Annotated in this window: 21 protein-coding genes; 5 read left to right on the top strand and 16 right to left on the bottom strand. The window is 64.7% G+C overall.

What is annotated here, in order from left to right; translation table 11 throughout:
• Positions 1–74 precede the first annotated feature (74 nt).
• From ACF8EA_RS23045 to ACF8EA_RS23035, 3 genes are read right to left on the bottom strand one after another with little or no spacing between them, the layout of a single operon-like run.
• Positions 75–1,544 carry an efflux transporter outer membrane subunit gene (locus ACF8EA_RS23045; protein WP_392523377.1) on the bottom strand — a complete coding sequence of 490 codons (1,470 nt, stop codon included), beginning with the start codon at positions 1,542–1,544 and terminating at the stop codon, positions 75–77.
• Complete coding sequence (locus tag ACF8EA_RS23040) at positions 1,531–4,623, bottom strand: efflux RND transporter permease subunit (RefSeq protein WP_392523376.1); 3,093 nt, start codon at positions 4,621–4,623, stop codon at positions 1,531–1,533. The genes ACF8EA_RS23045 and ACF8EA_RS23040 overlap by 14 nt, the downstream gene beginning before the upstream one ends.
• A gap of 12 nt (positions 4,624–4,635) precedes the next feature.
• Positions 4,636–5,781: an efflux RND transporter periplasmic adaptor subunit gene (locus tag ACF8EA_RS23035; RefSeq protein WP_392523375.1), complete on the bottom strand. Its 1,146-nt coding sequence runs from the start codon at positions 5,779–5,781 to the stop codon at positions 4,636–4,638.
• Positions 5,782–6,133: 352 nt separating this feature from the next.
• Between ACF8EA_RS23035 and fhuE the strand changes: the two genes are divergently transcribed.
• The 3 genes from fhuE to ACF8EA_RS23020 all read left to right on the top strand — a co-directional run bounded on the left by fhuE (position 6,134) and on the right by ACF8EA_RS23020 (position 9,362).
• Positions 6,134–8,449, top strand: a complete 2,316-nt coding sequence (gene fhuE, locus ACF8EA_RS23030) for a ferric-rhodotorulic acid/ferric-coprogen receptor FhuE (protein ID WP_392523373.1) — start codon at positions 6,134–6,136, stop codon at positions 8,447–8,449.
• Positions 8,450–8,560: 111 nt separating this feature from the next.
• On the top strand, positions 8,561–8,974 hold the full coding sequence (locus ACF8EA_RS23025) for a hypothetical protein (RefSeq protein ID WP_392523371.1): 414 nt from the start codon (positions 8,561–8,563) through the stop codon (positions 8,972–8,974).
• The gene (locus ACF8EA_RS23020; protein ID WP_392523370.1) at positions 8,961–9,362 is read left to right on the top strand and encodes a hypothetical protein; all 402 of its coding nucleotides are present in this window, start codon (positions 8,961–8,963) and stop codon (positions 9,360–9,362) included. The genes ACF8EA_RS23025 and ACF8EA_RS23020 overlap by 14 nt, the downstream gene beginning before the upstream one ends.
• Here the strand turns inward: ACF8EA_RS23020 and ACF8EA_RS23015 are convergent.
• From ACF8EA_RS23015 to ACF8EA_RS22975, 9 genes are all read right to left on the bottom strand, one after another.
• The gene (locus tag ACF8EA_RS23015; RefSeq protein WP_392523368.1) at positions 9,351–11,345 is read right to left on the bottom strand and encodes a relaxase/mobilization nuclease domain-containing protein; all 1,995 of its coding nucleotides are present in this window, start codon (positions 11,343–11,345) and stop codon (positions 9,351–9,353) included. The two genes, ACF8EA_RS23020 and ACF8EA_RS23015, sit on opposite strands and share 12 nt — an antisense overlap.
• A 448-nt stretch (positions 11,346–11,793) precedes the next feature.
• On the bottom strand, positions 11,794–12,381 hold the full coding sequence (locus ACF8EA_RS23010; protein ID WP_392523367.1) for a S26 family signal peptidase: 588 nt from the start codon (positions 12,379–12,381) through the stop codon (positions 11,794–11,796).
• A complete protein-coding gene (locus ACF8EA_RS23005; RefSeq protein ID WP_392523365.1) occupies positions 12,378–12,935 on the bottom strand; it encodes a DUF2840 domain-containing protein in 558 nt (185 codons plus the stop codon). Before ACF8EA_RS23005 ends, ACF8EA_RS23010 begins: the two co-directional genes overlap by 4 nt.
• Positions 12,932–13,201, bottom strand: a complete 270-nt coding sequence (locus ACF8EA_RS23000; protein WP_105807197.1) for a chromosome partitioning protein ParB — start codon at positions 13,199–13,201, stop codon at positions 12,932–12,934. The genes ACF8EA_RS23005 and ACF8EA_RS23000 overlap by 4 nt, the downstream gene beginning before the upstream one ends.
• The gene (parA, locus tag ACF8EA_RS22995) at positions 13,198–13,836 is read right to left on the bottom strand and encodes a ParA family partition ATPase (RefSeq protein ID WP_392523363.1); all 639 of its coding nucleotides are present in this window, start codon (positions 13,834–13,836) and stop codon (positions 13,198–13,200) included. The genes ACF8EA_RS23000 and parA overlap by 4 nt, the downstream gene beginning before the upstream one ends.
• Before the next feature lie 265 nt (positions 13,837–14,101).
• Positions 14,102–14,947: a replication initiator protein A gene (locus ACF8EA_RS22990; RefSeq protein WP_174818321.1), complete on the bottom strand. Its 846-nt coding sequence runs from the start codon at positions 14,945–14,947 to the stop codon at positions 14,102–14,104.
• Between the two features lie 26 nt (positions 14,948–14,973).
• Positions 14,974–15,255: an AlpA family transcriptional regulator gene (locus ACF8EA_RS22985; protein WP_043291169.1), complete on the bottom strand. Its 282-nt coding sequence runs from the start codon at positions 15,253–15,255 to the stop codon at positions 14,974–14,976.
• A 123-nt stretch (positions 15,256–15,378) separates the two neighbouring features.
• Positions 15,379–16,149 (bottom strand): DUF2285 domain-containing protein, encoded by a 771-nt coding sequence (locus tag ACF8EA_RS22980; protein WP_392523360.1) that lies wholly within the window; start codon positions 16,147–16,149, stop codon positions 15,379–15,381.
• Positions 16,150–16,518: 369 nt separating this feature from the next.
• The gene (locus ACF8EA_RS22975) at positions 16,519–16,869 is read right to left on the bottom strand and encodes a DUF2958 domain-containing protein (RefSeq protein ID WP_392523434.1); all 351 of its coding nucleotides are present in this window, start codon (positions 16,867–16,869) and stop codon (positions 16,519–16,521) included.
• 319 nt (positions 16,870–17,188) lie between these two features.
• On the opposite strand from ACF8EA_RS22975, the gene ACF8EA_RS22970 reads away from it, so the two are divergent.
• Positions 17,189–17,482: a helix-turn-helix domain-containing protein gene (locus ACF8EA_RS22970; RefSeq protein ID WP_392523358.1), complete on the top strand. Its 294-nt coding sequence runs from the start codon at positions 17,189–17,191 to the stop codon at positions 17,480–17,482.
• A gap of 307 nt (positions 17,483–17,789) precedes the next feature.
• Here ACF8EA_RS22970 and ACF8EA_RS22965 read toward each other — a convergent pair whose 3' ends face one another.
• The 4 genes from ACF8EA_RS22965 to ACF8EA_RS22950 all read right to left on the bottom strand — a co-directional run bounded on the left by ACF8EA_RS22965 (position 17,790) and on the right by ACF8EA_RS22950 (position 22,136).
• Positions 17,790–18,104, bottom strand: coding sequence for a DUF736 domain-containing protein (locus ACF8EA_RS22965; RefSeq protein ID WP_392523356.1), 315 nt, complete (start codon positions 18,102–18,104; stop codon positions 17,790–17,792).
• Positions 18,105–18,876: 772 nt separating this feature from the next.
• Positions 18,877–19,089, bottom strand: a complete 213-nt coding sequence (locus ACF8EA_RS22960) for a hypothetical protein (RefSeq protein WP_392523354.1) — start codon at positions 19,087–19,089, stop codon at positions 18,877–18,879.
• Positions 19,090–19,152: 63 nt separating this feature from the next.
• Entirely contained in the window at positions 19,153–21,228 is a 2,076-nt protein-coding gene (locus tag ACF8EA_RS22955) for a ParB N-terminal domain-containing protein (RefSeq protein ID WP_392523353.1), read from the bottom strand.
• A gap of 80 nt (positions 21,229–21,308) precedes the next feature.
• Positions 21,309–22,136, bottom strand: a complete 828-nt coding sequence (locus tag ACF8EA_RS22950; RefSeq protein WP_392523351.1) for a DUF932 domain-containing protein — start codon at positions 22,134–22,136, stop codon at positions 21,309–21,311.
• A 669-nt stretch (positions 22,137–22,805) separates the two neighbouring features.
• Here ACF8EA_RS22950 and ACF8EA_RS22945 point away from each other — a divergent pair.
• Positions 22,806–25,478, top strand: coding sequence for an AAA family ATPase (locus tag ACF8EA_RS22945; protein WP_392523349.1), 2,673 nt, complete (start codon positions 22,806–22,808; stop codon positions 25,476–25,478).
• Positions 25,479–25,723 lie beyond the last annotated feature (245 nt).

The following is a 25,723-nucleotide window of genomic DNA, read 5'->3' as shown; positions in this document are numbered from 1 at the left end:
GAAGCGACGTGGCTAATGGTTGGTCGGACGCAGGCACGATGGCGAAGCCACCACCGCGCCGGTGTCCCTAGGGATTACTGCGTACTGGCTTGCTCCCAGCCGCCGCCGAGCGCCTTGAACACACTGACCCGTGTGGAGCCAACTCGTTGGTCAGCAGCGGCCACCTGCGATTTCGCGTTAATCAGGCTGGTCTGCGCCACGATCACGTCGAGGTAGCTGATGGAGCCGGCGTGATAACGCTGGTCAGCCAACCGAAAGGCGTTCTCGGCACGGTTTCGCGCTTCGATCAACGCCTCGCGTTGCTGCATCGCCGCGCCGTAGGCGCTCAACGATTGCTCGGACTCTTTCAGGGCATTGAGCACAGTGCCATCAAAGCTGGCCAACGATGCCGCGTTTTGTGCCTTTGCCTGTGCGATACGGCTGCGCGCGACCATCGTGTTGGGGAAGCTCCAGGAGATCAGCGGGCCCAACGAGAAGGACCAGGTGCGATTGCCTTTCAGGTAGTCGTTGCGCAGGTAGTTGCCCGAGGCGCCCAGCGTGACGCGCGGATAGAGGTCGGCAACGGCCACGCCGATGCGGGCGGTATCGGCAGCCAGTTGGCGTTCGGCCTGACGCACGTCCGGGCGGCGGCGCAGCAGCGCAGTGCCATCACCAATCGGCAGCGCCCCCGCGATCTCCGGTGCCTGCGTGCATACGCGCGCCGATTCAGGCACTTCCGACGGCGTGCGGCCCATCAGCGCGGCCAACTCAAACAACGCGGCATCCCGCTGACCCTGCAACGGCGGCAAGGCGGCCTGGGCCTGTGCCAGCGTGACACCAGCCCGTTCCACATCCAGACGCGACGCCGAGCCGGCGTGTTCCTGGCGGCTGATCAGATCCAGGCTGCGCTGAGCCAATTCAATGGACGAGTGCGCGACGTCGATGGATTCGCCATAGGTGCAGGCGTCCACATATGCGCGTGTTGTCTCGGCGACGACGACGACCTTCGCGGCATCATGGGCGGCGGCGACCGCATCGGTGTCGTCGCGTGCAGCTTCGATATCGCGCCTGACTCGGCCGAACAGGTCGAGTTCGTAGGAGACGTCGAGGCCACCGCTGTAGCTCCATTGTGTGGGCGCCTGGCCGGTGCCCGTCCACGTGGTCTGGTCGCGGCCATAGCCCGCGCCCGCCGATACGTTGGTCGAGGGAAATAGGCCACCGCGCGCTTCCTTGTAGATGGCCCGTGCGCGGTCGAGGTTGGCCAGCGTCACGCGCAGGTTAGTATTGGCCGACAGGGCTTCCTGCACCAGATTGTCGAGCGCGGGATCGTCATACAGCTTCCACCAGCCCGCCGGCAGCGATGCGGCGGCGTCCGTGGTAGCCGGCTTGCTGACAAAGGGGCCGGCCGCGGTTTCCGGCAAAGCCGGGGCGTGATAGTCGGGGCCGCTGGCGCAACCTGCGGTGATCACGGCAACGGCAATGGCCATGAAGGCAGCGCGCCGAGAGGGAAACACGGCCGGACGCGAAGCAGTAGTCATGGCAGCAATCGGTTCAAAGGACGACATCGGGAGCCTCCGCGGTAGCGAGTTCACGGGCGCGAGGGCTTTCCGCTGCCGCACGGTGATCCTTGGCGACAAAGCTGTAGATGGTGGGCAGCACGAACAGCGTGAAGAAGGTGCCGATCATCATGCCCATCACCACCACGATGCCGATGGAGAAGCGACTGGCCGAACCTGCGCCGTCGGCGAACAGCAACGGCACCAGGCCTGCAACCATAGCGGCAGTGGTCATCAGGACGGGGCGCATACGCACTGCTGCGGCTTTCTCGATGGCCTCGATGCGACTCAAGTTTTCGTGATGCTGGATGTGGTTTGCGAACGTGACCATCAGGATGCCGTGCTTGGAGATCAGGCCGATAAGTGTGACCAGTCCGATCTGTGTGTAGATATTGAGCGTGGCAAAACCCAGCCACAGCGGCACCAAGGCACCGCAGACCGCCAGCGGCACCGTCACCAGGATCACCAGCGGATCGCGCAGGCTCTCGAACTGCGCCGCCAGCACCAGGAAGATCACCACCAGCGCGAAGCAGAAAGACACCAGCAAGCGGTTGCCTTCCTGGACGAATTGGCGGCTGTCGCTGAGCCAGTCCACGCTGGTGCCGGGTGGCAGCGGCTGCGATTGCAGGAACTTCACGGCCTCGCCCATGCTTACGCCCGGTGCCGGCAGCATTTCCAGCGTGGCGGAGTTCATCTGGCCGAACTGGGTGAGCTGGTTGGCCTGCGGACGCATCTCGACGCGGGTCACGGTTGAGAGCGGCACCAGCGCGCCGGAAGTCGCCTTGACGTAGAAGCGTCCGAGGTCTTCCGGCGTCATGCGTTCGCCACCGCGCACCTGCGGGATCACGTCGTAGGAGCGGTCGTGGAAGTTGAAGCGATTGACGTAGTTCTCGCCGACCAGCACCGCCAGCGTATCGGCGACGGACTGCATGGTCACGCCCATTTCGCTGGCCCTCGCATTGTCGATGGTGATATGCGCCTGCGGGCTGTCGTAGGACAGGTCGTTCTGCACGTAGAGGAACAACCCGCTGGCATAGGCGGCCGTCTTGATCTTCTCGCCGGTCTCGTACAGCGTCTGGAACTCATCGGGCGAGCGCAGCACCATTTGCACGGGTAGACCGCCGCTGGAACCCGGCAATGGAGGCATCTGCACGGCCGTGACGGTTTCTCCGTCGATGGCGGCGCCCGCAGCCTGGATCTGACCTTGGATTTCGGTGGCCGAACGCTTGCGCTCGGACCAGTCCTTCAGGATCGCACCGCCGAGCATCTGGTTCTGGCCGCCAGCAATGCCGGCGATATGCATGAAGCTGCTGTCGAACTCAGGGATCGACTCGAATATCTTCTCGATCTGCTCGGCATAGCGGGTGGTGTAGCCCACTCCCGCATACTGCGGCGCCTTGGTGACGGCCAGTACGATGCCCTGGTCTTCCATTGGTGCCAGTTCGTGGCGCGTGCCATTGAACAGCACCACGATGGCCGCCAATACCACCGCACCCACCAGCAGAACCGCGCCGCGCGCGGCCAGCGTGCGTGCCAGCAGGCGTCCGTAGAAAGCGGTCAGCCCTTGCATGGTGTGCTCGACACGTTTGGCCAGTCGTCCCTCGCCCTGCGCCGAACTCAACAGCATCGAACTCATGACCGGCGAGAGTGTCAGTGCGACCACGCCCGAGACGATGACCGAGCCAGCCAGCGTGAAGGCGAACTCCTTGAACAGTGCGCCGGTCAGCCCCCCCATCATGCCGATGGGAGCGTAGACGGCCGCCAGCGTAATGGTCATGGCAATCACCGGCCCGACGATCTCGCGCGCACCCAGCAGGGCTGCACGCACCGGCGTGTAGCCTTCCTCGATGTGGCGATGAATGTTCTCCACCACCACGATGGCATCATCGACCACCAAGCCGATCGCCAGCACCATCGCCAGCAGCGTCAGCAGGTTGATCGAGAAGCCGCAGGCCAGCATCAGCGCGGCGGTGCCAACCAGCGACAGCGGGATGGTGACCACCGGAATGATGACCGCGCGGAAGGTGCCAAGGAACAGGAAGATCACCACGATGACGATCACGATCGCTTCGACCAGCGTGTGCTTGACCTCCTCGATGGAGGCGTTGACGAAGGTTGCGATGTCGTAGTTGGGCGAGACCTTCAGTCCAGGCGGCGCCATTTCGCGGATCTTGGGAATCAGTTCCTTGGCCTGCTTGACGATGTCGATCGGGTTGCCGTCGGGCGCGGGCTGGATGCCGATGAAGATCGCCGGCTTGCCGGTAGCGAACGCGGCGTTGTCGTAGTTCTGGCCACCAATCTCCACCGTGGCCACGTCGGACAGCCGCACCAGACCACCCTCGGGGTTGGACTTGATGACCATCTGGCGAAAGTCATCGACGCCGCGCAGGTCGGTGGCGGCACTGATGTTGGTGACGGTCAGCGAACTCTTGAGCTGGCCCGGCGCGGCCTGCACGTTGTTGGCTCGCAGCGCGGCCGCAATCTCTCCGGCCGACAAACCGCGCGCGGCCAGCCTTACCGGATCGATCCAGATACGCATGGCCAGCGTCTGCCCGCCCATGATGTCTGCCGAAGCGACGCCGGGAATGCCGGTGAACAGCGGCTGCGCCACGCGGGTGGCGAAGTCTGTCACCTGCGGGATCGACAGCGTGTCGCTGTAGAAGGCGACGTACTGCACGGCGGTGCCGCCTTCGGTGGACTTGCTGATGACCGGATCGGTCACGCCAGTCGGCAACTGGTACTTGACTTGCTGCACCTTGGCGAGGATTTCGGTCATCGCGCGATCGGCATTGGCGTTGAGCACCAGCCGCGCCTTGATCTCGCTCTTGCCCTGCGTGGTGGTCGAACTGAGGTACTCGATGCCGCTGGCCGTGGCGATGGACTGCGCGATCGGTGTGGTCACGAAGCCTTGCATCACTTCCTGGGTCGCGCCTGGCAAGGTGGTGCTCACGCTGATGGTGGCGTTTTCGAGATAGGGGTACTGCCGCACGGGCAGCATGAACACGGCGGTGGCACCCATCAGCAGGATCAACAGGCTGACCACCAGTGCCAGGATGGGGCGGCGGATGAAAATGTCGGTGAAATGCATCGTGCCGTCTCCCTAGCGTGCGCTGGCGGTAGATGCGACCGCCGGGGCGGCACGCAGCACTGCGGCGGCAGGAGCGGCCGCGTTGATCTTCACCGTCGCGCCGGGCGGTAGCCGGTTCTGGCCCGCTGTCACCACGATGTCGCCGGGCTTGACGCCATGCGTCACTAGGACTTCCTCGCCGAGCCGGCGGCCGGTGATGACTGGTACCGCAACCGCCTTGCCGATCCCTTCCGCATTGATCTCTTGCACGAGCACGACGCTGTCGCCGGAGGCTGATGTCTGGATCGCCGTCAGCGGCAACGCAATGGCATCGGTCGTGGCGGGCAACGCCAGCTTCGCCGTCGAATACATGCCGGACTTCAGTAGCCGGTCGGCATTGGGCAGCAGTGCCTGGACGGCCACGTTGCGGGTTTCGCCGTCTATGCGTGGCTCGATGGTGCTGACCTTCGCGTTGAACACTTGGCCCGGCGCCGCATCCACCGTCACCTGCACCGACGCGCTCGGCGTCAGCTTGGGCAAATCCTGCTGGGGCAGCGTGAAGTTGACGTAGAGCGGATCGAGCTGGGTCAGCGTGGCGATCGCATCGCCGGCGTTGAGGTACTGGCCGGGGTTGATGCGCCGGATGCCGATCTGGCCGGAGAACGGCGCACGGACGGCCTTCTGCTGGATACGCGCGTCGAGTTGCCGAACCGCAGCGACCGCCTGGGCGGCCTCCGCCTTGCGTTGTTCGAGCAGTTCACGTGGCTCGGCGCCGGTAGGGGCCAGCTCTTGCGAACGCCGGAGCTGCAATTGTGCAAAGTCGGCCTTGGCCGCCGCAGCGGCACGATCCGCCTGTTCGGGGGCGTCGTAAAGCTGAACTAGCACAGTCCCTTCCTTCACGAACTGGCCCGCGTCGAAATTGATGGCGGTCACGCGCCCTGACGTGTCGGGGGCCAGCAGCACTTCGCGCACGGCTTGCAAACTGCCAACGGCCTGCAACTCCTCGGACACGCCGCGAGGCTCTGCACGGATTGTCGAGACGGGCATCGGCGGCATGGCCTGATGGTCTGCGCCGCTGCTGCGAGTGGTGCGCCAGGCATACAGCAGGCCAAAAACCACAACGAGGCCAATGACGCTGATGACAATGGGTTTTGCACGGGAGGTAACGGCGGCGCTCATGCATTCCTCCCGACGACAACGGGGATTGGGGTGGCGCGTGACCGGCTGTGCGGGGCCGATCCACCAAGGCAAAGTGAGTGCATAGGGGGAATTTCCTCGGGAAGAACGGGGTACTCGTTCGGCCGGCCAAGCACGCTGGATTGGGGCATGACAGACCACGATGAAGCGCAGCCTATCCGCGTGAGCACACTTCTACATTGCGAAAGCAAGTCAATTTATTTCGCAATACGGCCAAAAGCATTGAGGCAAGTGTATTTGGCCCAATCGAATAACAATCTGGCTTAATTTCACCATCATGCTCATGCAGCTCTATTGTTAAATAAAGCATGTAAACGCAAATGAGTATTGTTTGATGTCCGATCTCACGACTACTGGAAAGCTCCGTTGGCAAATTGATATGCGCGCAATGCCCGCCGTCTATCTTCATGTGGATGGGCCTTGCAAGGGCGTCATGAGGAGCGCGCCTCTCACTATGCTGGGCACGGCAGTTGCGGCGGCAATTTTCATTAGCGCGCAGGGAGCATTCGCCGCCGAGCCAACGCAGATCCAAAACAAGGACGGGGAAAAAACGTCTCAGGAGGCGATGACCCTACCGGCGGTAACCGTGACGGGTAAGGAAGATACGGCGACGACCGAGGGGACAGGTTCTTACACCACCAGCGAGACGCTGGCGGCCACCCGCCTACCGCTGTCGCTGCGGGAAACACCGCAGTCGGTGACGGTCATCACGCGCCAGCGCATGGACGACCAGCAATTGAATTCGGTGCAGGACGTGCTGGAGAACACCACGGGCGTCACGTCATACCAGTCCGACAGCGAGAGAACGAGTTTCTATTCGCGCGGCTTCCTGATCAACAACATTCAATACGACGGCATACCCACTGTCGTCGGCGACATCATCAACGGTAGCGGCATCGGCTCTCTCGACACTGCGTTCTATGATCGTGTCGAGGTCGTGCGCGGCGCCACCGGCTTGCTGACCGGCACCGGCAACCCCTCGGCCGCGATCAACTTGGTGCGCAAACGGCCGACCCGCGAATTCTCGGCGGCCGCTTCGCTCGGCGCGGGGAGTTGGGACACCTATCGGGGCATGGCCGACGTCTCGACGCCCTTGACCGAGGACGGTCGCATCCGCGCGCGCCTGGTGGGGACGTACCAGGATGGACACTCGTACATCGACGGCTACAAGCCGGAGAGGAAGGCGTTCTACGGCATCATCGAGGCGGATCTGACCCCGGACACGACGGTGAGCCTGGGCTACGACTACCAGGACATCACGCCGAAGGGCTCCACCTGGGGCGGCTTGCCGCTATGGTTCAGCGACGGCACGCAGGCGGAGTATTCGCGTTCCAAGACCTACGCGCAGGACTGGAGCTATTGGGACAACACGCTCAAGACGGCCTTTGCCGAGATCGAGCACCGCTTCGATAACGGCTGGAAGGTTCGGGCCGTCGCCAACCAGTACCGCACCGAATACGATGCCGAGCTGCTCGGCCTGGTCGGCTACCCCGACCGCGCCACGGGACTGGGTACCTACCCCTATGGGGCCTATCCGGTGGCGTTGGCCGCGGAAGGGCGCAGCCGTCAAAACGCCTTCGATGTGATGGCCAGCGGCCCCTTTGAACTGCTGGGCCGTCAACATGATCTGGTGGTGGGGGCGACGAGTTCGCGTCGCACGGCCAGCAAGGAGGAAGTCTCGCCTTTTTATCCAGGCTTTGTGCCGGTCAATGTCTATGACCTGAGCGCTGCCTATCCCCGGCCCGACTTCGATGCCATGACGTCCATCCCGACGCGCACCAGGATCAAGCAGAGTGGCGTCTACAGCGCGGCCCGGTTTTCGCTGGCCGATCCTCTGAAGCTCATCGTCGGCGGCCGCTTCAGCAACTATGAAATTGACGAGAGCGTCAGCGGGACGCCTTTCCACTACAAGAGGACCAGCGAATTCACCCCGTATGCCGGGTTGATCTACGACATCGACAAGACCTACTCGGCCTACATCAGCTACACCGGCATCTTCAACCCGCAGACCGACTATCGGGACAGCAACGGCAACGTGCTCACGCCGTCCAAGGGGAAAACCAAGGAAATCGGCCTGAAAGGCGAGTACCTCGACGGACGTCTGAATGCGTCGGTCGCCTTGTTCGAGACCGAGCTGGACAACGCCGCCCAGATCGTCGCCGGAACCTATACGCCAGGCGGCGCGCAGGCCTACAAAGGCGTCGATGGCACGAAGTCGCGCGGGATCGAACTGGACTTGCAGGGTGAGCTGGCGCGTGGCTGGAGCATCTACGCAGGCATCGCTCACTTCACTGCGAAAGATGGCGATGACGTCCGCTTGAATTCGCAAATACCGCGCACCACGGCCCAGCTTTTCACCACCTACCAGTTGCCGGGAGAGTGGAACAAATTGACGCTGGGCGGCGGCGTCAAATGGCAAAGCCGCATCTACCAGGCCCCCAACACTGGCACCAGCTCGTTGGGCGGGGAGCAGAGTTCTTATGCCTTGGTGTCACTGGTGGGGCGTTACGCCATCACGAAGAAGATCAATGTGGCAGTCAACGTCAACAACTTGTTCGACAAAAAGTACGCGCTTCAGAAGGGGGACTTCGACACCGTGAGTTATGGCGCACCGCGCAACATGATGGTGACGCTGAACTACAAGCTGTGAACCCGCGTGCCGCAGGTTCCGAATCCCGCAAACGTTCAGCCATTGACTATTGAGAAAGCTCCTATGTCACTTCAGCCATCCAACCCACTACACCCAGTCCAAGACCTGGCCATGGATAACCGGAACAAGGTCGCTTTGTTCTGGTTAACGACAGCCGTTGGTGCCGTGCTTTTTGTGACGCTCCAGTCGTTCTCCTACGTCAACGACTATGTGAGAGCGCACGGCGCGACACCGGCGATCACGTTCGAGGCCGGCGCACTGTGGATGTTTTCCGCGTTCTATGGTGCCTGGATCGTCACGGTACTTCTCGCATTGATCGGAACCCGCACGGCCCAGTGGATTGCAATGATTCTCGGCGGCCTGCTCGTCGTCCTGAATACCCTCGCGGGGGTCTTCGACGGGCTGCGCGATGGCGGGCACATTGTCTTCTCGGCGCTGTTCTTCATCGCGCTACCCGGAGTGTGCGCCATTGTGGCCACCTGGCGTCACATCAAACGCAAAGGAGCCGGTCATGTCGATGAATAGTTCTAACTTTCCTTTCGTCTGGATGACTCTTTCGCAAGAACCAGGACACGACGCGCAGAAGGACTTCGATGAATTCGAGGCCAATTTGAGGCGCGGTGAACCATTCGTGCTCCTGAGCGATGCCGCACCGGCCGAAGGCCATGAGCACACGCCGGAAGAAAAGAAACGCACTTCACTGTGGATGAAAAAGCATAAGGTCGAATTGCGTAAGCTGGTTCTGGCTATGATTCTGGTCGAATCCAACTCGGCAAAACGTCTAGGTTTCAAGGCATTTTCGGTCGTTTTTGCCAAGTTCTGGGGCTACCCTCTACTTCTTGCTTCTTCGCGTGAGCAGGCAATGGAGATCGCAAGAGAACTGCTCCCAATGGAGGGGAAGTCATCCCACTGATGGCCCACGCTGCCGTCCGATCTCCCATGAAACTCCGCCGCCGCGCACTGTCGCGGCGAGCTGCTGCCCTAACCGCTGTTCGATCATCGGCTTCCACGGCACCAGCGAAAACCCCATGCCGTCATCGAGCGTCGCGTAGCGCCCGCTGGCGAGCATGACCGAGCGCCGGTAGATGCCAGCCACGCGCTGCCCGTCCGCCACCGGGCGATGCTCCAGGCCGGTGGCGGCGGCAATTTCCTTGGCGGCCTGCGCCAGTTCCCGATTGCGCAGCGTGCCCAGCAGGTTCCGGGCGAGGATGACGCGCTGCCCGCGTCGTTCGGCCAGCCCCTGTTCGGCCAGGAAGTCGGCACGCTGTTGCAGGGTGTTCTTGACCTCGCCGCCAAAGCCCAGGTCGCCCAGCCCTCGGCCTCCGCCGATCAGTTGCTGGTCGAGCCAAGTGGCCCCGATCACGCGGGCCTGCCGCTCGATGGGAAGGTGCGATTTCAGTTCTACCGCCACGCCGCCCAGGCGCTGGGCGTCGTACTGGCGGCCACGCTCGGCCAGGTTGTCCGGCACCTTCCATAAGCCATCGGCCACGCGCTCGACGATGCCGGCCCGGCGCAGGGCTTCCAGTCGGCGGACGTGGGCCGCGACAACCTCCTGCGGGTCACGTCCGGTCTTGGCCCGGCCCTGCTCGATCGCCAGGTGATGGTCGGTGCGGTACAGACCATCGCTCGCCAGCGCGGCGATGTTCTTGTCGGCCGCCCGCACCTCGGCGGAACCGCGTACCTCCACCACGGCTCCGGTGGGATAGTTCGCCAGCTCGTCGCGGGCGTTCAAGGCAATGTAGTGGGCCTTGCCGTCAATGCCGTCGATGACCAGATAGCCGCGGTCGTGCAGCTCGTCGGCCAGCCCCTTGGCAGCGACGCGGCCGACGATGGTGCGGCCGTCGTCGCCCGGCTCGAACACCGCCAACTCGCGCGGCTGGCCGCTCATGGCCCGCTGCATGGTGCGGATGATGTCGCCGCGCTCGCCCAGGGCGCGCAAGGTCTTCTCCGCGTCCGCATGGATGGCCCAGGTGCCGGGCTGCACCTCGTCGGCCAAACCCAGGCGCTGCAAGCGTTGCAGGCGACCGATCAGCAACAGGCGCTGGCGTTGCAGCCGAGGTTCGTTGAAGCGTTCGATCTGCACCCGGCCATCCTCGCCGGCCTCGCGTTGCAGCGTGCGGTCAAGGCTCGTCCACCGCTCTTGCTCCACCTCGCGCTGCAAGGTCTGCTGGATCTCTAGTTCGGTGCGCGGCCCCAGCCATTCCGTCGCCAGTTCGGCGGCCCGATGGCGGAAGCCGTGGGCGATGTAGTCGCCCGCGATGATGAGGTCTTTGCCAGTGTCGTCGCGCCCGCGCACGATCAGGTGGGTGTGCGGGTTGTCGGTGTTCCAGTGATCGACCGCCACCCAATCGAGCCGCGTGCCCAGGTCGGCTTCCATGCGGTTCATCAGGTGCCGGGTGTAGGTGCGCAGGTCGTCCAGCTCGGCCCCGCCCTCGGGCGAGACGATGAAGCGGAAATGGTGCCGGTCGTCAGCGCTGCGCTCCTTGAACGCATCGAGGTCGGCTTCGTCGGTCTGCGGCCCGTAGGCCCGGCCCGGCTCGCCATCACGGCCGGCGCCGTCGCGCTCGATGTAGCGCAGGTGCTTGGCGAGCGACTGTGGGCTGGCGTTGCGCTGATTGACCAGCAAGGTCTTGATGGTCACGCGCCGCGACATGGGCGTGAGATTCGCGCCCGCGAAACGCGCCGCCGTGTGGCCGCGCCCCAGGCGCGAGCCGGGCCGCTGGCCTGCGCGTGCGCCGCTGCCATTGCCTGCGGAATGGCGCATCGAGGACTTGCCGCCGCTGGCCTTACCGGCCTGCTTGAGCACCTTGGAAACGAAGCTCTGGCCCTGGCCCTTGCCCCGGTTCTTCGGGGCGCTGGGGCGCACGCGGAAATCGTCGTCTCGGCGGTCGGTCATGGCTGCGCTCCCTGCAAGCTACGGCGTGTCCTGTCGTGCGAAGCACGCGGACATGCCTGCATTGGCGCGGGCCTCGCGCCCCACGCGGCACGGCGGCGAAGCCGCTCCGTGCCGCGCCACCCCCACGTGCAGACAGGCTTTCGACGCGGCCCGGTGCCGCGTCCTTTTGTCTTGCCTTCCGCCTTTGCCCTTCGCTGTCGCTCAGGGCAAAGGCGGCCCGGCGGCGCTGCTGCACCCGCAGCCAGCCCGCCGGCGAACCCGGCGACGGCCATAGGCCGGGCGCGTTCGAGGCAAGACGCCTGCACGTTGGACGGCTGAGCCGGATGTTGCGCGAAGTGCGGCGCGGATGCGCTCGCACTGCACGCGCGACGACACGGCAGCAGCAGCCGGAACGACACGCCCGATGGCACGATGAGATGCACGGCAACGTGTAGCGAATCGATGGCCATCATGGGCGTGCCTCCAGCCAAACGGGATGCGCAACGCCGATCACAGTGGATGCGCTGACCGGGCCGAAATACCGGCTGTCGAAAGACGCCGGATTGGTCACGCTCAACAGGAATAGCTCGCTCGGTTCGAGGCGCCTGCAAAGCTGCAAGGATGGCAACGGCCGGCCCAGTCGGTCGGCAGGCAGCACGGCGGCCGAAGGCACGCCGTCGATGCGTACCTGACCAGCGCCGATGCAAACGTGTTGCGGTGCGACTGCGCCCACACGTTTGAGCAGCGGAACATGCGTCGGCAGGTAGCCGCGCTGCGCAGCCAGTGCGGCGGCCTCGGCCGGAAGCGGCACCAGCACGATGCTGCCCACGGACAACGGACGTGGCAGCGAGGCGATGCGCGGGTCGAACGGTTCGATGCGATACCAGCCGACCGCCACGCTGTCGGATGGGTTGTACGTCAGGCGCGGCAGCGGCGACACGAAAGCCGCCCAGGCCAGCGCAGCGAAGCCGCAGGCGGTCAGGCCCGCCAGCACGATGCGAGCGCGCAGGCGCGAGGGAGGACGCGGCGCGGGGCCGGTCGTAGAAATGCTGGTCATGGGAATGTCCTTCCGGCCAGCCAAGCGGCGTGCCGTTCAATGCTGTATTCAGGCAGCGGCAAGCGAGCCGCGAGCCGGTTGCCCAGCGTGCGCCAGTACGCGGGCGAGACGGCAGACGGGGCGATGCCCAGCGCCTCGATGGCGTCGATGCGTTCCAGCACGGCGCGCACGCTGGCGTCGCCCTCGGCGTGCAGCAGCAGGCGTGCACCGGGCCGCACGCCGGGGATGCGCTGCAAGGCATCCAGCGGCGTGCCAGCCTGCATCACCATGATCTGCCAGCGGATCGTGCCGTAGTCGTTGGCCTGCCAGCGCACGCGGCAGAACATTGCACGCGGCAGGAACACCGCGCAGCGCCGCCAGCGGTCGAGCTGGAGCGTGCGCGCCGGTTCGCCGAAGCGCAGGTAGAGCTTGAAGCGCGGTTCGATGTAGGCCAGCGATACGCGCGTCAGTGGCACGTTGCCGGCCTGGCCGGCGAGTACCGCGAGCGACGGCGCAGCCGGAGGCGATACGGCAGCCGTGGCCGTGTTCGCGGCGGGTGCAGAGGATGCGTTCATGGCGTGTTCTCCGTGCGGATCTCGGGAAACTCCCGTTCCAGCAAAGCGCGCAGCAGTTCGGCCACGGTCACGCCCCGCGTGAAGGCCGACACCTTGATGCGCGCCCGCATTGCGGGCGTCACGTCGAGGGTCAGGCGCGCGGTGTAGAGGTCGCCCTTGTTGAGCGCATCGGCGTCGCCCTGGCGAATCCACGCCTCGGCGTGCGGGTTCGCGGGCGGCCGTGCGCCGATGCCGACGCGCTTGCTGCGTGGTGGCTTCGCGGTCATGTCGGCCACCGCAGCAGTTCATCCACCAGCGCGGCGATCTCGCGCGCGGCGGCGCTGTCAGGCTCCGTCTCGCGGGCGAGCCGGCCAGCGGCCACGCTGTCGGCGAAGACGATGCGCTGCCGCACCTCGGCGCGCAGCGCCGGCAGCGGCTGTTCGGCCAGCGACTGACGCGCCTCCCGACCGATCACCGTGGTGCTGACGCGGCGGTTGATGACGAAGGCCGCGCGCAGCGCAGGCCGGAACACCTGGGCTTCGCGGATCAGCGCCACCATCTCGGCGCTGGCCCAGAGGTCGTAGGGGCTGGGCTGCACCGGGATCAGCACGCGCTCGGCCGCCAGCAGCGCGGAGCGCGCCAAGGCGGCGATGCGCGGCGGCCCGTCGATGATGACGTGATCTGCGCGGCGGGCCAGTTCGGGCGCTTCCTGGTGCAGTGTTTCGCGGGCCAGGCCCACGGCGCTGAACAGCCGGGGCAAGCCCTGCTGGCTTCTGCGTTGCGTCCAGTCCAGTGATGAACCTTGCGGGTCGGCATCCAGCAGGATGACCGACTGCCCGCGCATCGCCAGTTCGCCCGCGATGTGCGTGGCGAGCGTGGTCTTGCCGACGCCGCCTTTTTGGTTGAGCAGCGCCACGATCATTGCGTGGCCCTCCGTGCTGGAAAGCCAGGCTTTGCCTGCCGTGCGAAACGCTGTTCGACGTGCCTTTCGGCAGTTGTCCACCGAAACGGCGTGCTTCTACTAAAAGTTAGAGATTTATAGTTAGGTAAGTTAGAGGGGATGCAAACCCGCGCCGTTATTGGCTTTCCGGCGTTTTCGTACTCCTGATAGCACGATAGGCGTACTCCTGATAGCACGATACCCGGTACTCCTGATAGCACGAGGCCGTCCACAGGCTTTACCGTAGTTATCCCCGTGCCGTGGGCGGCACGGGCCGGAAGGTCAGCAGCTCCAATCCTTCGTCCGGCATCGCCTCGATGCCGAGGACGTAGCCGGGCAGCGACTGCCGCGCCACCAAGGCGCGCAGGTCGTAGGCGAAGTCCGAGAAGCGTGCCGCGCTGCCGGACTTGCGGTGCAGGTGCCGGAAATCGAACTGCCAGCCGTCCGGCTGCTTGCCGCCGTGCTTGCGCACGAGGCGGTACAGCCAGCGTTCGATGCCGCCTTTGAGGCGGAAGTACGCGGGGTCGATGGTCAGCACCAGGGCGGCGTCCACCACGCCGGCATAGAACCAGTCCGGCAGGATCAATTCGAGGCCCAGCGGCACGCCGCTGGCGTCGGCCAGTTCCTTCCACTCGTTGATCCACGAGAAGCGATGCAAGCGCCTTCCCGTGGTTTCGCGGATGGACGTGGCCACGCTGGTCGATTGCAGGCGATCCAGCGCGGCTTTCAGGCGCAGGTAGTCGTTGAGGGATGTTCCTCGTCCAATAAAGCGCAGGATCTCGTAGGGCGTGGCGCGTATCCAGCGCGACGGGCGAATGCCCGCGTCGCGCGCTTCCACGATCTGCGAGGCGGCCCAAATCAACACGTCGGCATCCCAGATGGTGGCGATGCCATGCTCGGCCGTGCCCTCCACCCGGATGGTGATGCCGCCCGCTCGGAAGTCGATCGGCGCGGTGCGCCGCGACTTGGCGAGCGAGAAGAACGGAAAGGCCATCAAGTCCTGGCTGTCGCGCGGCGCCATGTCGCCCGGCAGCGCGCGGAACAGGTCGAGCTGTTCGCGCTGCGGCAAGGCTTGCCCTGGCGGGCTGGACATGGCGATGGCCACCGGCGATGCGCCGATCAGCGCGCACGGCTGTCGGCCGAATGGTTCTCGGCGTATTCGGGATCGGACGTGGCCTCGTAGCTGCGCGCATCGGCCCAGGCATCGAGGTCGCTCACGGCGTACATGACGCGCCGGCCGAACTTGCGGAACTTCGGGCCACCACCGATCACGCGCTGCTTCTCCAGCGTGCGAGGGCTGAGGCGCAGATACTCGGCGGCCTCGTCGTTGGTCAGGTAGCGTTGGGGCTGCGCGGGCGCAGCGACAGCAGCGGCGGCAGGCCGCAAGGGAGCAGGTCGCATGGGATGTACCTCCATCAAGCCCGGCCACACCACGCGGCCGGATAGAGGCACTTTCAAGAAAGCTAGGCTTCTTGCTAAGGGACGTTCTTCAAGGGACGCGAAACGTCCCCCCTCTTATCTCCGCTAGTGCAGCGGGAACGGCGGAAGCTGTGCCAGGCGGCGGTAGCCGCCGCGCATCAGCGCATTGCCACGGCGCACCAGCCGCCGCACGCGGGCACGCAAGGCACTGTCCTTGTGCCAGTCGGCCGCGACGGCATCCGCGCCGAACAGCCCTTCGGCCACTTCGCGCAAGGACGCGCCCGCCAGGGTCGCGTCGAGCGCCTGCAAGGTGTGCAGTTCCAGCAGGGCGGCCGGTGCAGGCCGGGAGCGGGCCGCCGCCGCAGGCGCGGCAGCCATCGCCACGGCCAGGGCGTCCAGCTCGGCCGCGAGCGTGCGATAGCGCGCGCAAGGCGTGGCGCAGGCGCGGGTGGCGTAGAGGTAGGCCATACCGTCTTCCATCCCTGGCCCGAGGGCGAGCCGCAGGCAGCAGCCCGGCCAGTGCGACACCAGCACCAGGCGCTTGCCGTCGTGGATCAGGCGCTTTCGGCCTGGGACGCGCCAGAACTCGAAGGCATAGGCATCGGGTGGCGGGTCGGCATCGGGGTAAAGCTGCACCACGGCATCGTGGTCGGGGAACCAGGCCGGATGCGCGTCGCGCGCATCCAGGGCCGGGTCTTCCAGCAGTCGCAGGCCCCAAGCCTGCGCCGAGTCAGGCCTGCGGCGACGGCGCAACCAGTCGCGCCGGTAGTCGGGATTCCTGCGCAGGTACTCCCAAGCCAGCGCGGGGCCATCGAGATGCAGCGTGTAGAGATACGCTGCGGTCGGATACCAGTGTGCAGCGCTCGAATCAGCCATGACGCAACCTCCTGTCGATCAGCAGGAACGTCGCTATGGATTTCGGCTTGCGGGAGCTACCGTTTCAACATCAAACTGCCATTAATATCTGGGTAAGCTGTAACTTGTGGTGTCAAGACCGATTCGCTCCGGTGCATTGCCAAAATCGTCTGAATACGACGGCTGCACCGCCGGAAAATGGTGCGCAGCACTGGTCACCGTGCCGCAGCCCGCGCCAAAGATCGTGACTGTTTCCAGCACAGTCGCACCGCTTCGGTGCAAGAGTGTGGATTGAGACCCGCACGGTCTCGACTAAGACCGAAATAGTCACAATGCGCCCCGGCTGGGCGGGGTGCGCCTACCTGTCGCGGCAGGCCGCGCAGGGTTCGGTCAGTCCGTGATCGCGCCGTTCTCCTGGGCCAGCCGGACATACTCCGACAGCGGGCGCGCCGCCCGGAAATACCGATCCCGTCGCACCGGCAGCTTGCGCGGGCCGACGATGCCGGCCAGGTCGGACAGCTTGACCGTACCCAGCGCCGGCATCCCGATGCCGAGGTCGATCAGGCCGTAAGCCGTGTCGCCATCCGCAGGATCGAGCGACACCAGCAGCCAGGTCGCGTGCGCGTCCGGGGTGAACAGCCGCACCACGGGCAGCAGGTCGAGGTGCTGGCCGGCAGCGCGTGCCGCGCCGTGGGCCAGCAGCCGGGCGCGTTCATCGGCGGTGACAAGCGGCAGGGTCATGGTCGGAATCCCCACGAAACCGAGGATGCGCGGATGCGCTTTTGTGCCGAAGCGCAGACCCGCCGAACCGTATCCGTGCATCCGTGCGAAAGCACCGATACGCAAACCATCGCATCCGTAGAAGAACGGAAACGCACAAGCGGAATTGTAGAAAGCCGGAAAGACACGGATGCGATTCCCCGGTTCTGTCGGAATCCGCATCTGCGGATTTCCGTAAAAGCACGAAAGCGGGCCTTTCAGCCACGATTGAACACTTTAGATTGTAGCTCTATAGGGCGCAATGGGATGTCATCTTGGTTTTTACAGGGAAACCAAGTTGGTGGCAGCGAAACACTCACTGGCGACGGCCATACGGACGGTCAGGAAAGCGCGCGGCTTGAGCCAGGAAGCGTTCTCCGACGTGTCCAGCCGAACCTATATGAGTTCGCTGGAACGCGACTTGAAAAGTCCGACCATGCACAAGCTGATGGAGTTGTGCGAGGTCATGGAAGTGCATCCGCTCACGCTGCTGACGCTGGCCTATGCCGGCGACAGCACGCGCAAGACCGATCAGCTTCTGGCGCAGGTGCGGCAGGAGCTGGAGGCCGTATTGAAAGAGCGCGACGCGCCGTAGGCGTATCGCGCGGATTGCCCTGCAAGCGAGGGCGCGCAGCACCGCAGGCGCGAAGGCGTGAGGGATTGAAGCCGCATGGCCGTGACAGCGTGCCGGCACGGGGCACCGCCCGAAAGCCCGGCGGCGCGTGCAGCGCCGACACGCCATCCTGTGCATGCTGTCACGGGCTTCGAGCCATCCGGCCGTCACCGATGCAATACCGGCCTTCGACGTACCAGACGTGGAGTGATTGCCAACACCTCGTGCGTGCGGTGCTGCGATCAGCAGCATCACGCCCCGCCGGAAGGCGGGGCGCTGCGGGCGGCCGTCAGGCCGCCTGGGGCTTGCTGCGCGACCAGATCAGGTCGTGCGTGCCGTCCTCGCCTTCGATCAGGCGGGCATAGACCGTCGCCGGGAACGAAGGATCGTCGAGGGTCATGGACACGTAGGTTCGTTCGGCCTTGCTGACTTTCTGCCACCCCGCGCCGATGTCGTGGCCCGCCGCCTGCACGCGGAAGTCGGGGGCGCTTTCGTTGTCGCCCTTGTCGTTGGGAACCAGCTTGACCTTGACGTTCAAGGTCAGGGTGCGGAGCGTGCCGGTGAAGCCGTCTTTCTCTGCGGTGAAGGTGCCGATGTTAGCCATGATGATTTCTCCTGCGGGTTAACCAAGGTCGCGCCCATCGCGTCCTTGTTGTGATCCGTCCGGCGGGGGATGGGCTGGCCGCACCGCTTGCGGTCGAAACGTAGTGGAGAACCTGGAAGCGAAAAGAATTTGTCCCGCGAGGAATGCGCGCAGCGCAGGGGAAATTGTTTTCGCTGGAAGGTTGCGGCCATGAAGCCCAAGGCGCAGCCGTGCCACCGCCAGGATTCACAACGAGACAAGGACGCAGGGGCCGACCATCCCGCCAAGGAGAGATGGCCGACTCGGCCCCGCATGACGGCTGCACCGGCTTGTGCCCTGACGCGGGCCAGGTCAATGCCCCAATGACCGAGTGGAAGCGCCCCTGCCGCAGCCTTGGGCGGTGGGCTTGAGGCGTGGTGTGGAAGCTCCATAGCGAGGCCGGGCGGCGTGTCCGTGAACCGTCCTTCGTGACGTGGTTGCGCTGAACCGCCAGCGTCGAGGACGGCACGCTTTCGTGCAACCTGTCGCAGCAGGCCACGGCGTAGCAGCCCGCGCCCTGCCCATTGCGGCAGGGCGCTATCCGGATCACGGCGTGTAGTGCCCCCACATTGCTGGCCTTGGCCGTTTCTCGCGTGCAGACCCGCATGCACGCGGCCACACCGCCGTCTGGTCGAAGGCGGCGGCGTGGCGATTTAGGCTTTTGGGCTTTGATACCGGGCGCGGCCACTGCCGCGCCCGGATTTTTGACCACCAGCCCCAGGCCGGAACGGTCTGGGGCTGGTGCGATTGGGGGTTATTCCTTCGTCTCGACAATCCACCACACGGCACGCGGCAAGGCGCGCCCTGTGATGGGGTGCAAGTCGGTCAGGTCGGCGCGGGCCGTCCAGCCGCGAGGCGGACGATAGTCGCGCACGTCGCCGCCGCCGTGCCAGCGGCGGGCGCGCACCGTGCCGGGGGCATAGACCGCCGCCATGTGCGGGCGGGCAATTGGGGTCGGGCTGTTCATGGGAAGGCTCCGGGCTTGCCAAAGCGCCCCGGCCGAAACCGGGGCGCATGGCGGTGGCGAAGGTCACGCGTCCAGCGCGTGAGGCTGCGTCTCGTCGTCGGCGTCGATGGCGTCCGGCTCGTCATCGGCCACAGCCTGCGGCTCGTCCTGTGCCGGGGCGTCCTCCACGCCTTCGGCCTTGAACACGGCGGGCATCCAGCCGGTGCCGTCCGCCAGCCGTTCGGCTTCGCTGGCAATGTCGCCTTTCTTCAACTTCGCCAGCCGGGTGACGTTCGGCGGTGCAAACTGCCCCACGGCTTCCAGAATCGCGGCCTTCGGCACATGCCGGAAATACCCCTCTGCGGTCGGCTTCCACCATGCCGCCATGTCCAGCCCCACAGCCTGCGCCAGTTCCGCGCCGGGCTGGCGCTGCGTGGCGCGGAGCGTCACCACGTCCACCGTGGAAGCCACGCACACGGCCAACAGCCGCACCAGTTCGTCTTGCGGCTTCGCCAGCAGCACGGCGAACAGTTCGGCGCTGTCCTGCGGCAACGCTTCGCCCGCCACCTGTTGCAGTTCGCGCAGCGCCACGGCGGCGGGCGATTCGGGCCAGTCCGGGGCCATGCCTTCCAGCCGGTCTTGCACTTTCAGGCTCACGCCCAGCGGCAAGTCGTGGCCGTAGTGGCGTTCCTGCAAAACGCTCTGCACCATGCCATGCACTACGGCAGCCAGCGCGGCTTGCGGATGCCGGGCCACCTCGATTTGCAGCGCGGCGGTGCGGTGGGCGCTCAACCGCTGCGCCAGCCGGTCGGACATGGCGGCGGTCTTGGGCGCATCGTCGGCTTCTCCGTCCTCGCCTTCGTCGTAGTTCCCGACTTCGCCTTCGCTGCCGAAACCCTGCCGCAGCCGTTCCAGCGTGCGCAGCGCCTTCGCCTCGGCCTCTCGCAGCAGGCCGCGATGAATCACGGCTTCGCCGTTGCGGTCGATGGTGGCGATGGCACCGGCTGCGGCCTTCACGTTCGCGCCGTAGTCCAGCAAGCCATCTTCCAGCGCCTGCAACTGCTCGCCCAGGGCTTCGCCGTCCTCCTGCAAGGCATCGGCCTTTTCCTCGTCGTCGGCGTCCAGCGCGGCATCCACCGCCTCGGCCAGTTCGTGCAGCTTGGCTTGCAGCTTCTCGATGCGTGCGGCTTCGCGCTTGTTCGGTTCGCGGCGTTCCCTCGGGGCGCGTTGGAAGGCGTGCAGGTCGGCATGGGTCGTGCCGGGCGTGGCATCCACCCATGCCCATCCCTCGGCCTTCACCTCTGCGGCAATGCCTGCCAGCTTGTCTTGCGCCAGCCGTTCCAGCAGCGCGGCATCGGTCAGATACACGCCCGCATCGCCTTCCGCGAACAGGTCACGGCGGATGCCGCCGCCTGCGGCGTAGTAGGTGTCCAGCCCGACGAAGCGCACCAGCGGATGCCGGTAGGCGTCGATTTCGCGTTCGGTCAGACGGTCGCGTAGCGCGGACGGCTGGCGCTGCCACGTCGGCGCATCGTAGAAGGCGCTTTCCTGTGCAGCGTGGTCGTCGGTGATGGCAAGGGCCATCAACTGATCGAGCGCGACGGCATCGGCGCGGTAGTCGGTCAGCAGACGCGGCGACACGTTGGCGAGTTTCAGGCGGCGTTGCACCACCAGCGGCGTGACGCTGAAATCCGCCGCTATGTCCTCGATGCTGCGGCCCTCCATCACCAGCGCGGCGAATGCCTCGAACTGGTCGGCGGGGTGCATCGCTTCGCGCTGTACGTTCTCGGTGAGGCTGGCCGTGCGGGCGGTGCCATCGGCCACCAGCAGGCAAGGCACTTCCCATTCCTTGCTGATGCGGTGTTTCTTCGCCAGCAGCTTCAACCCGGCGAGGCGTCGTCCACCGGCCACCACCTCGTAATGCTCGCCATCAGCGGCGGCAATCACAATGAGGTTTTGCAGCAGGCCGACACGCTGGATGCTGGCGGCGAGTTCGGGAATCGACATGCGCGGGGTCTTGCGCACGTTGCGGCCAGCGGGACGCGACACCAGCCGCGACAGCGGAACCAGAATCAGGTTTTTCGTGGGGTCGGCGGCTTCCAGCGCGGGGGCTTGGATGGCGCGGGCTTCGGTTTGGGAAACTTGGGTATTGGCGTTCATGGTGATAACTCCTATCGGTTCAGGGATGCAGCAGCGAAGAAAGCGACAAGGGCTACTGCCTGCCCCTGCCGCGTGGGGATTCAGGCTTTCAACTGGCGCATGCCATCGGCCAGCAGCCAGAGGGCGCGATTCAGTCGGATGTTTTGGTCGATGCCCTGCACCGGGCGGGTTTGCTGGCGGCGCCCGTTGGCGCTGCGTCCATGCAGGCCGCCTTGGGTCAGGTTTTCTTGCGTGCGGTTGAACACGCTCCACAAGTCCGGGCGGCGGTCGTCGAACCGGCGCGGCATCAGGATTTGCGTTTCCGTGACGGGTGCGGGCTTGTTCGGGTCGTCGTACTTGAGGGACAGCGCGGCGCGGGCGAACACTTCAGATTCGCCATCGTCCAAGGTGATGCCGCGCATGGCATCGCGGGATTCCGTCACCCGGTCGAAGCCGCGCAACACCTCATAAGCGCCCTCGATGACGGAACCGGCCACGTCGCCTTTGTGGGGCACGCGTACATCGGCCACGGTGTCGCCGCAGACAAGGCCATTGCTGCACACGAACCGGAACATGCCAGCCAGCATCTGGTAACTGCTGGTGCCGTCATGCGAGTTCAGAAGCACAATTTCATTGGCTTCCGCGCCGTTGATCTGGCTCGCGTGTCGCAGGCGCAGCATGTGTTTGGTGTAGTCGCGGCGGTCGTCGTGCCGCACGCGGGTCTGCGCTGCCATGAAGGGTTCAAACCCCTCCTTGCGCAGTTCCGCCAGCACGGCGGCGGTGGGGATATAGGCGTACCGCTCGGAGCGGCTTTCATGCGGGGCGTCCGCGAATATGGACGGGGCCACGCGGCGGATTTGATCGTCGGACAGCGGGTAATCGCTGCGCAGCGACGGGGAACGGGAAGCGAATCGGGATGCGAGTTGCATTGCATTTCTCCTGACGAAAAGGGTTTGCTGTTCAAACCGCACACCGGATTCCTAGATTCGGAAGCCCAGCCTTTCGGCTGTTCGGTGCGGTCGGCACGAAGAACCCGGTTGGCCTCGTTGCCGCCGTCTTTCCTGAGTTCATCGCCCGCGGCCAAAGGAGCGCGCGGACGGGGGCCGTCAAGGAGGCAAGCGCAGGGTTGGTGCGGCCCGCAGGCGCAGCCGAGGACACGGCCCTGCGCGCCTTGACGGCACACGGGAGCGGGCTACGGTCGCGGGTAAGGTGATGAAGTCAGGGGAGACGGCTGGACAGGCAACGGCCGTCCCTTTGTGCCGACCGCACGCAAGCGAAGCGCGCAGGCCCGGATCGAGGAATCCGGGCCGGAGGCGTCAGCCGAGCGGAGCGAGGGAACGATGGAAGCCCGTCAGGGGCGAGACTCGCGCAGCGAGGCTCGATGCGAAGCACGACAGCGCGACCGGCCGTGCACTGCGGCCGGAGACGCCCGATTTTGAGCTATTGTCTTGGGAGGGCCATTTCCATGCTCGCTGTTGTCGGTCGGCTGCGGCTTGTATCACGGTCATTTTCGACCGGGCAGCACGTCACGCGTCATCCCGTGCGCAGCGCGGCAAGTGCCACGTAGGGATAAGAACAACACATGTCATGGAGGGGGTATGGCAACGGCAAGACAGGACTTTGAGCGATTTGTCGCGTGGCTTTATCAGGAGGACAAGCAGGCACCGGAGGACGTCCGACGCCTGGCCCTTCTGGCCATGGGGCATTTCGATGCGTTAGCCGGGACGTCTCGCCAGCGCAACCAGCGCTCGGTCTATCTGGCTGGACTGATTCGGGAAAGACTGGCGCAAGTCGTTGACGCACCGCCGGAGGTCCGGGTCAATGCCGTCGCCGCAGCATGGCCCTGGGCTCGATTGCGCCATCTCACGCTTGGGCCTTTTCGGGGCTTTCGCAACCCCGAGCCATTCGATCTCCAGAAGCAAATCATCCTTTTCTATGGGCCGAACGGCAGTGGCAAGACCAGCCTTTGCGAAGGACTGGAATATGCGCTGCTTGGGGATGTCGAAGAAGCGGGAGCCAAGCGAATCGCCGCGCGGACCTATCTTGCCAACGACCATGCTCGGCGCTTTGCGCCACCGGTTCTGAAAGCCACGGATTATCAGCACCAGGAAATGGATGTGGTCGCTAATGCGGACACGTATCGATTCTGCTTCGTTGAAAAGAACCGGATCGATGCGTTTTCTCGAATTGCCGCCCGTCCCAACAACCAGCGAGCGGAGCTGATCGCCACCTTGTTTGGCATGGACCAGTTCAATGACTTTGTCGGCCACTTCAATGAGAGCATTGACGGCCAACTGGTCCTTTCCGCAGCCAAGCAGCTCGTGCTGACGGGGCGTCGTACAGCGCTGGGTGCCGATAAGGCGGCCGTCGATGGCGAAGCCGCTGCGCGCCAGCGCTTGCGGGATGAAGAAGTCTCGCTGGCGACGTCTTATGCGGAAGGTACCGACTACGCAGGTCTCAAGCAGTTGATTGGCAGCGCCGAAGCACCGGGGCGGTTGCAGGAGCTGGACGACCTGCTCAATGCCGTTCCACCGGCCCTCATCGGCGCTCGACGCCAGGCGCTCGTGGATGCATTCGCAAAGGCACATCAATGCCAGGAGAGCCTAGCCGTGCTCACTGCGGAGTTGCAGGTCCAGGGCGATCAAGTGTCTTTCAAGGAGCTGTACGACGCGGTGCTCGCGCTACAGAAGACAACCGGTGATCGCTGCCCCGCCTGCGACACCCCGCTACAAGGAGCCGTTCACGTTGTCGCTAATCCCTACGAAAAAGCGACGGGCGGGCTGGCCCAATTGCATGCCTTGGGGGAGTTGCAACAACGACAAGGCGATGCCCAACGCGCCCTCACGCAGGCATCGCGCGACCTGCGGCAGTCGCTGACGCCGCTGGCGACCTTCGTTGACGCGCAGCCGGAGCAGGAGCAGGCCAGTGTGGCTGGGCAATTCCTTTCGGGTCTGGCCGCCGAACCGCAAGGCATTTGGTGGGCTGCACTCTACCCGCCACCCGCAGTTGAAGATGCCGGAGCTAACGTTCTCGAACAGGTGCTGGCCGTTGTCGATCGTATTGAAGCCCAGGATGCGACATCGCGACAGGTGCAACAGGACCGTGCTCCGCTCGTTGCCGAAAGGCAGCGCTTGCTCGACTTTCAATTGAAGGTACAGGCGCAAGATCAAAAGGATGCCGCACTGACGGCGGCGCTCAAGGAAGCGAACGCACGCATCGCGGCGTTCGATACGGACAACGCGGAGCTGATTGCCCAAGTCGCGCAGGAACAGCAGGCGATCGCACGTGACACCCCCTTTAAGGCTACCTACGACCGTTTCCTGGAAGAGCTGAAAGCGTACCGGGAACAGCTCCCGGGACAACTTCTTGCCGGCCTCAACGATACGGCTCTAACGCTCTACAACGAATTCAACCAGAGCGATCTCGACGCGGACAAACTCGCGAGTCTGCATCTTCCCTTGACGGGGGAAGACAAGATTGAAATCGCGTTTCGAGGCAATCCCGCGCGCAGGGTGGATGCCCTGCATGTGTTGAGCGAAGGGCATATTCGCTGTCTCGGACTGGCCATCCTGCTGGCGAAGGCCAAGAGCATGGACAGCCCGTTGATCGTGTTTGATGATGCAATCAATGCCATTGATCATGACCATCGCCGAGGGATTCGCGAGGCAATTTTTGAAAGCGATCACTTCGTCCGGACACAGATCATCGTGACGTGTCACAGCAATGAGTTCATCAAGGACATCCAGCAGCATCTGCCAGCGCAGCGACGCCAGGACTGTCAGGTGTATCTGCTCCGGCACCATACCGGCGACTATCAGCCACGGGTATCCGGAAACGTCGAGACCCGCAACTACATTGCCAAGGCCCGCACTGCACGTAATGCTCTCAATGATCGCGATGCTTTAGGTGCGTCACGACAGGCTCTGGAGATGCTCTCCAACAAGGCATGGCAGTGGTTGGGCTACCACGATATGGGGCTGCTGACCGTGCCGCTGGCCGGTGTCGGCGCCGAGCCCGCATTGCGAAATTTATGCGAGGCTCTCCATAAGAGGCTAAGAGACGCGCGCACGTTCGAACATGCCAACAAGGAGCCGCTCATTGAGGCCTATGGCCGCATCCTCGGCATCCCAGCGGTCAATCAGGTGTGGATGTACCTCAATAAGGGAACACATGAAGAGGCGGACCGTGACGACTTCGACGGCGAGCATGTGGAGTCGGTGGTGCAGACCCTGGAGCAGATCGACCTTCTGGATCTCAGGCGTCCGCGATAGAACGCTTCTTGGCTCCTCTGGATTCGAGTAGGCGCCGCGTATTCTCCAGTTCCTTTTGTACAAGCTCGGCATCCGACAGCACCGTCCAGTAGTTCGCCGCCACGACCTCGCTGGGCGAGCCCTCCAGCGCATACCGCGCGAAGGCATGCCCCACCCTTGACCGACCACAATCGCATGTCAGCCGCCGGCAATGTCGTGACGTAACGAAATGTGTTGCAGGCAATCCGGTGCAGAACGCATGCGCC

It is taken from the genome of Pseudomonas sp. YQ_5 (assembly GCF_043103305.1).
Classification (GTDB): Bacteria; Pseudomonadota; Gammaproteobacteria; order Pseudomonadales; family Pseudomonadaceae; genus Aquipseudomonas; species Aquipseudomonas putida_Y.
This window is presented reverse-complemented; position numbering and strand designations above follow the sequence as displayed.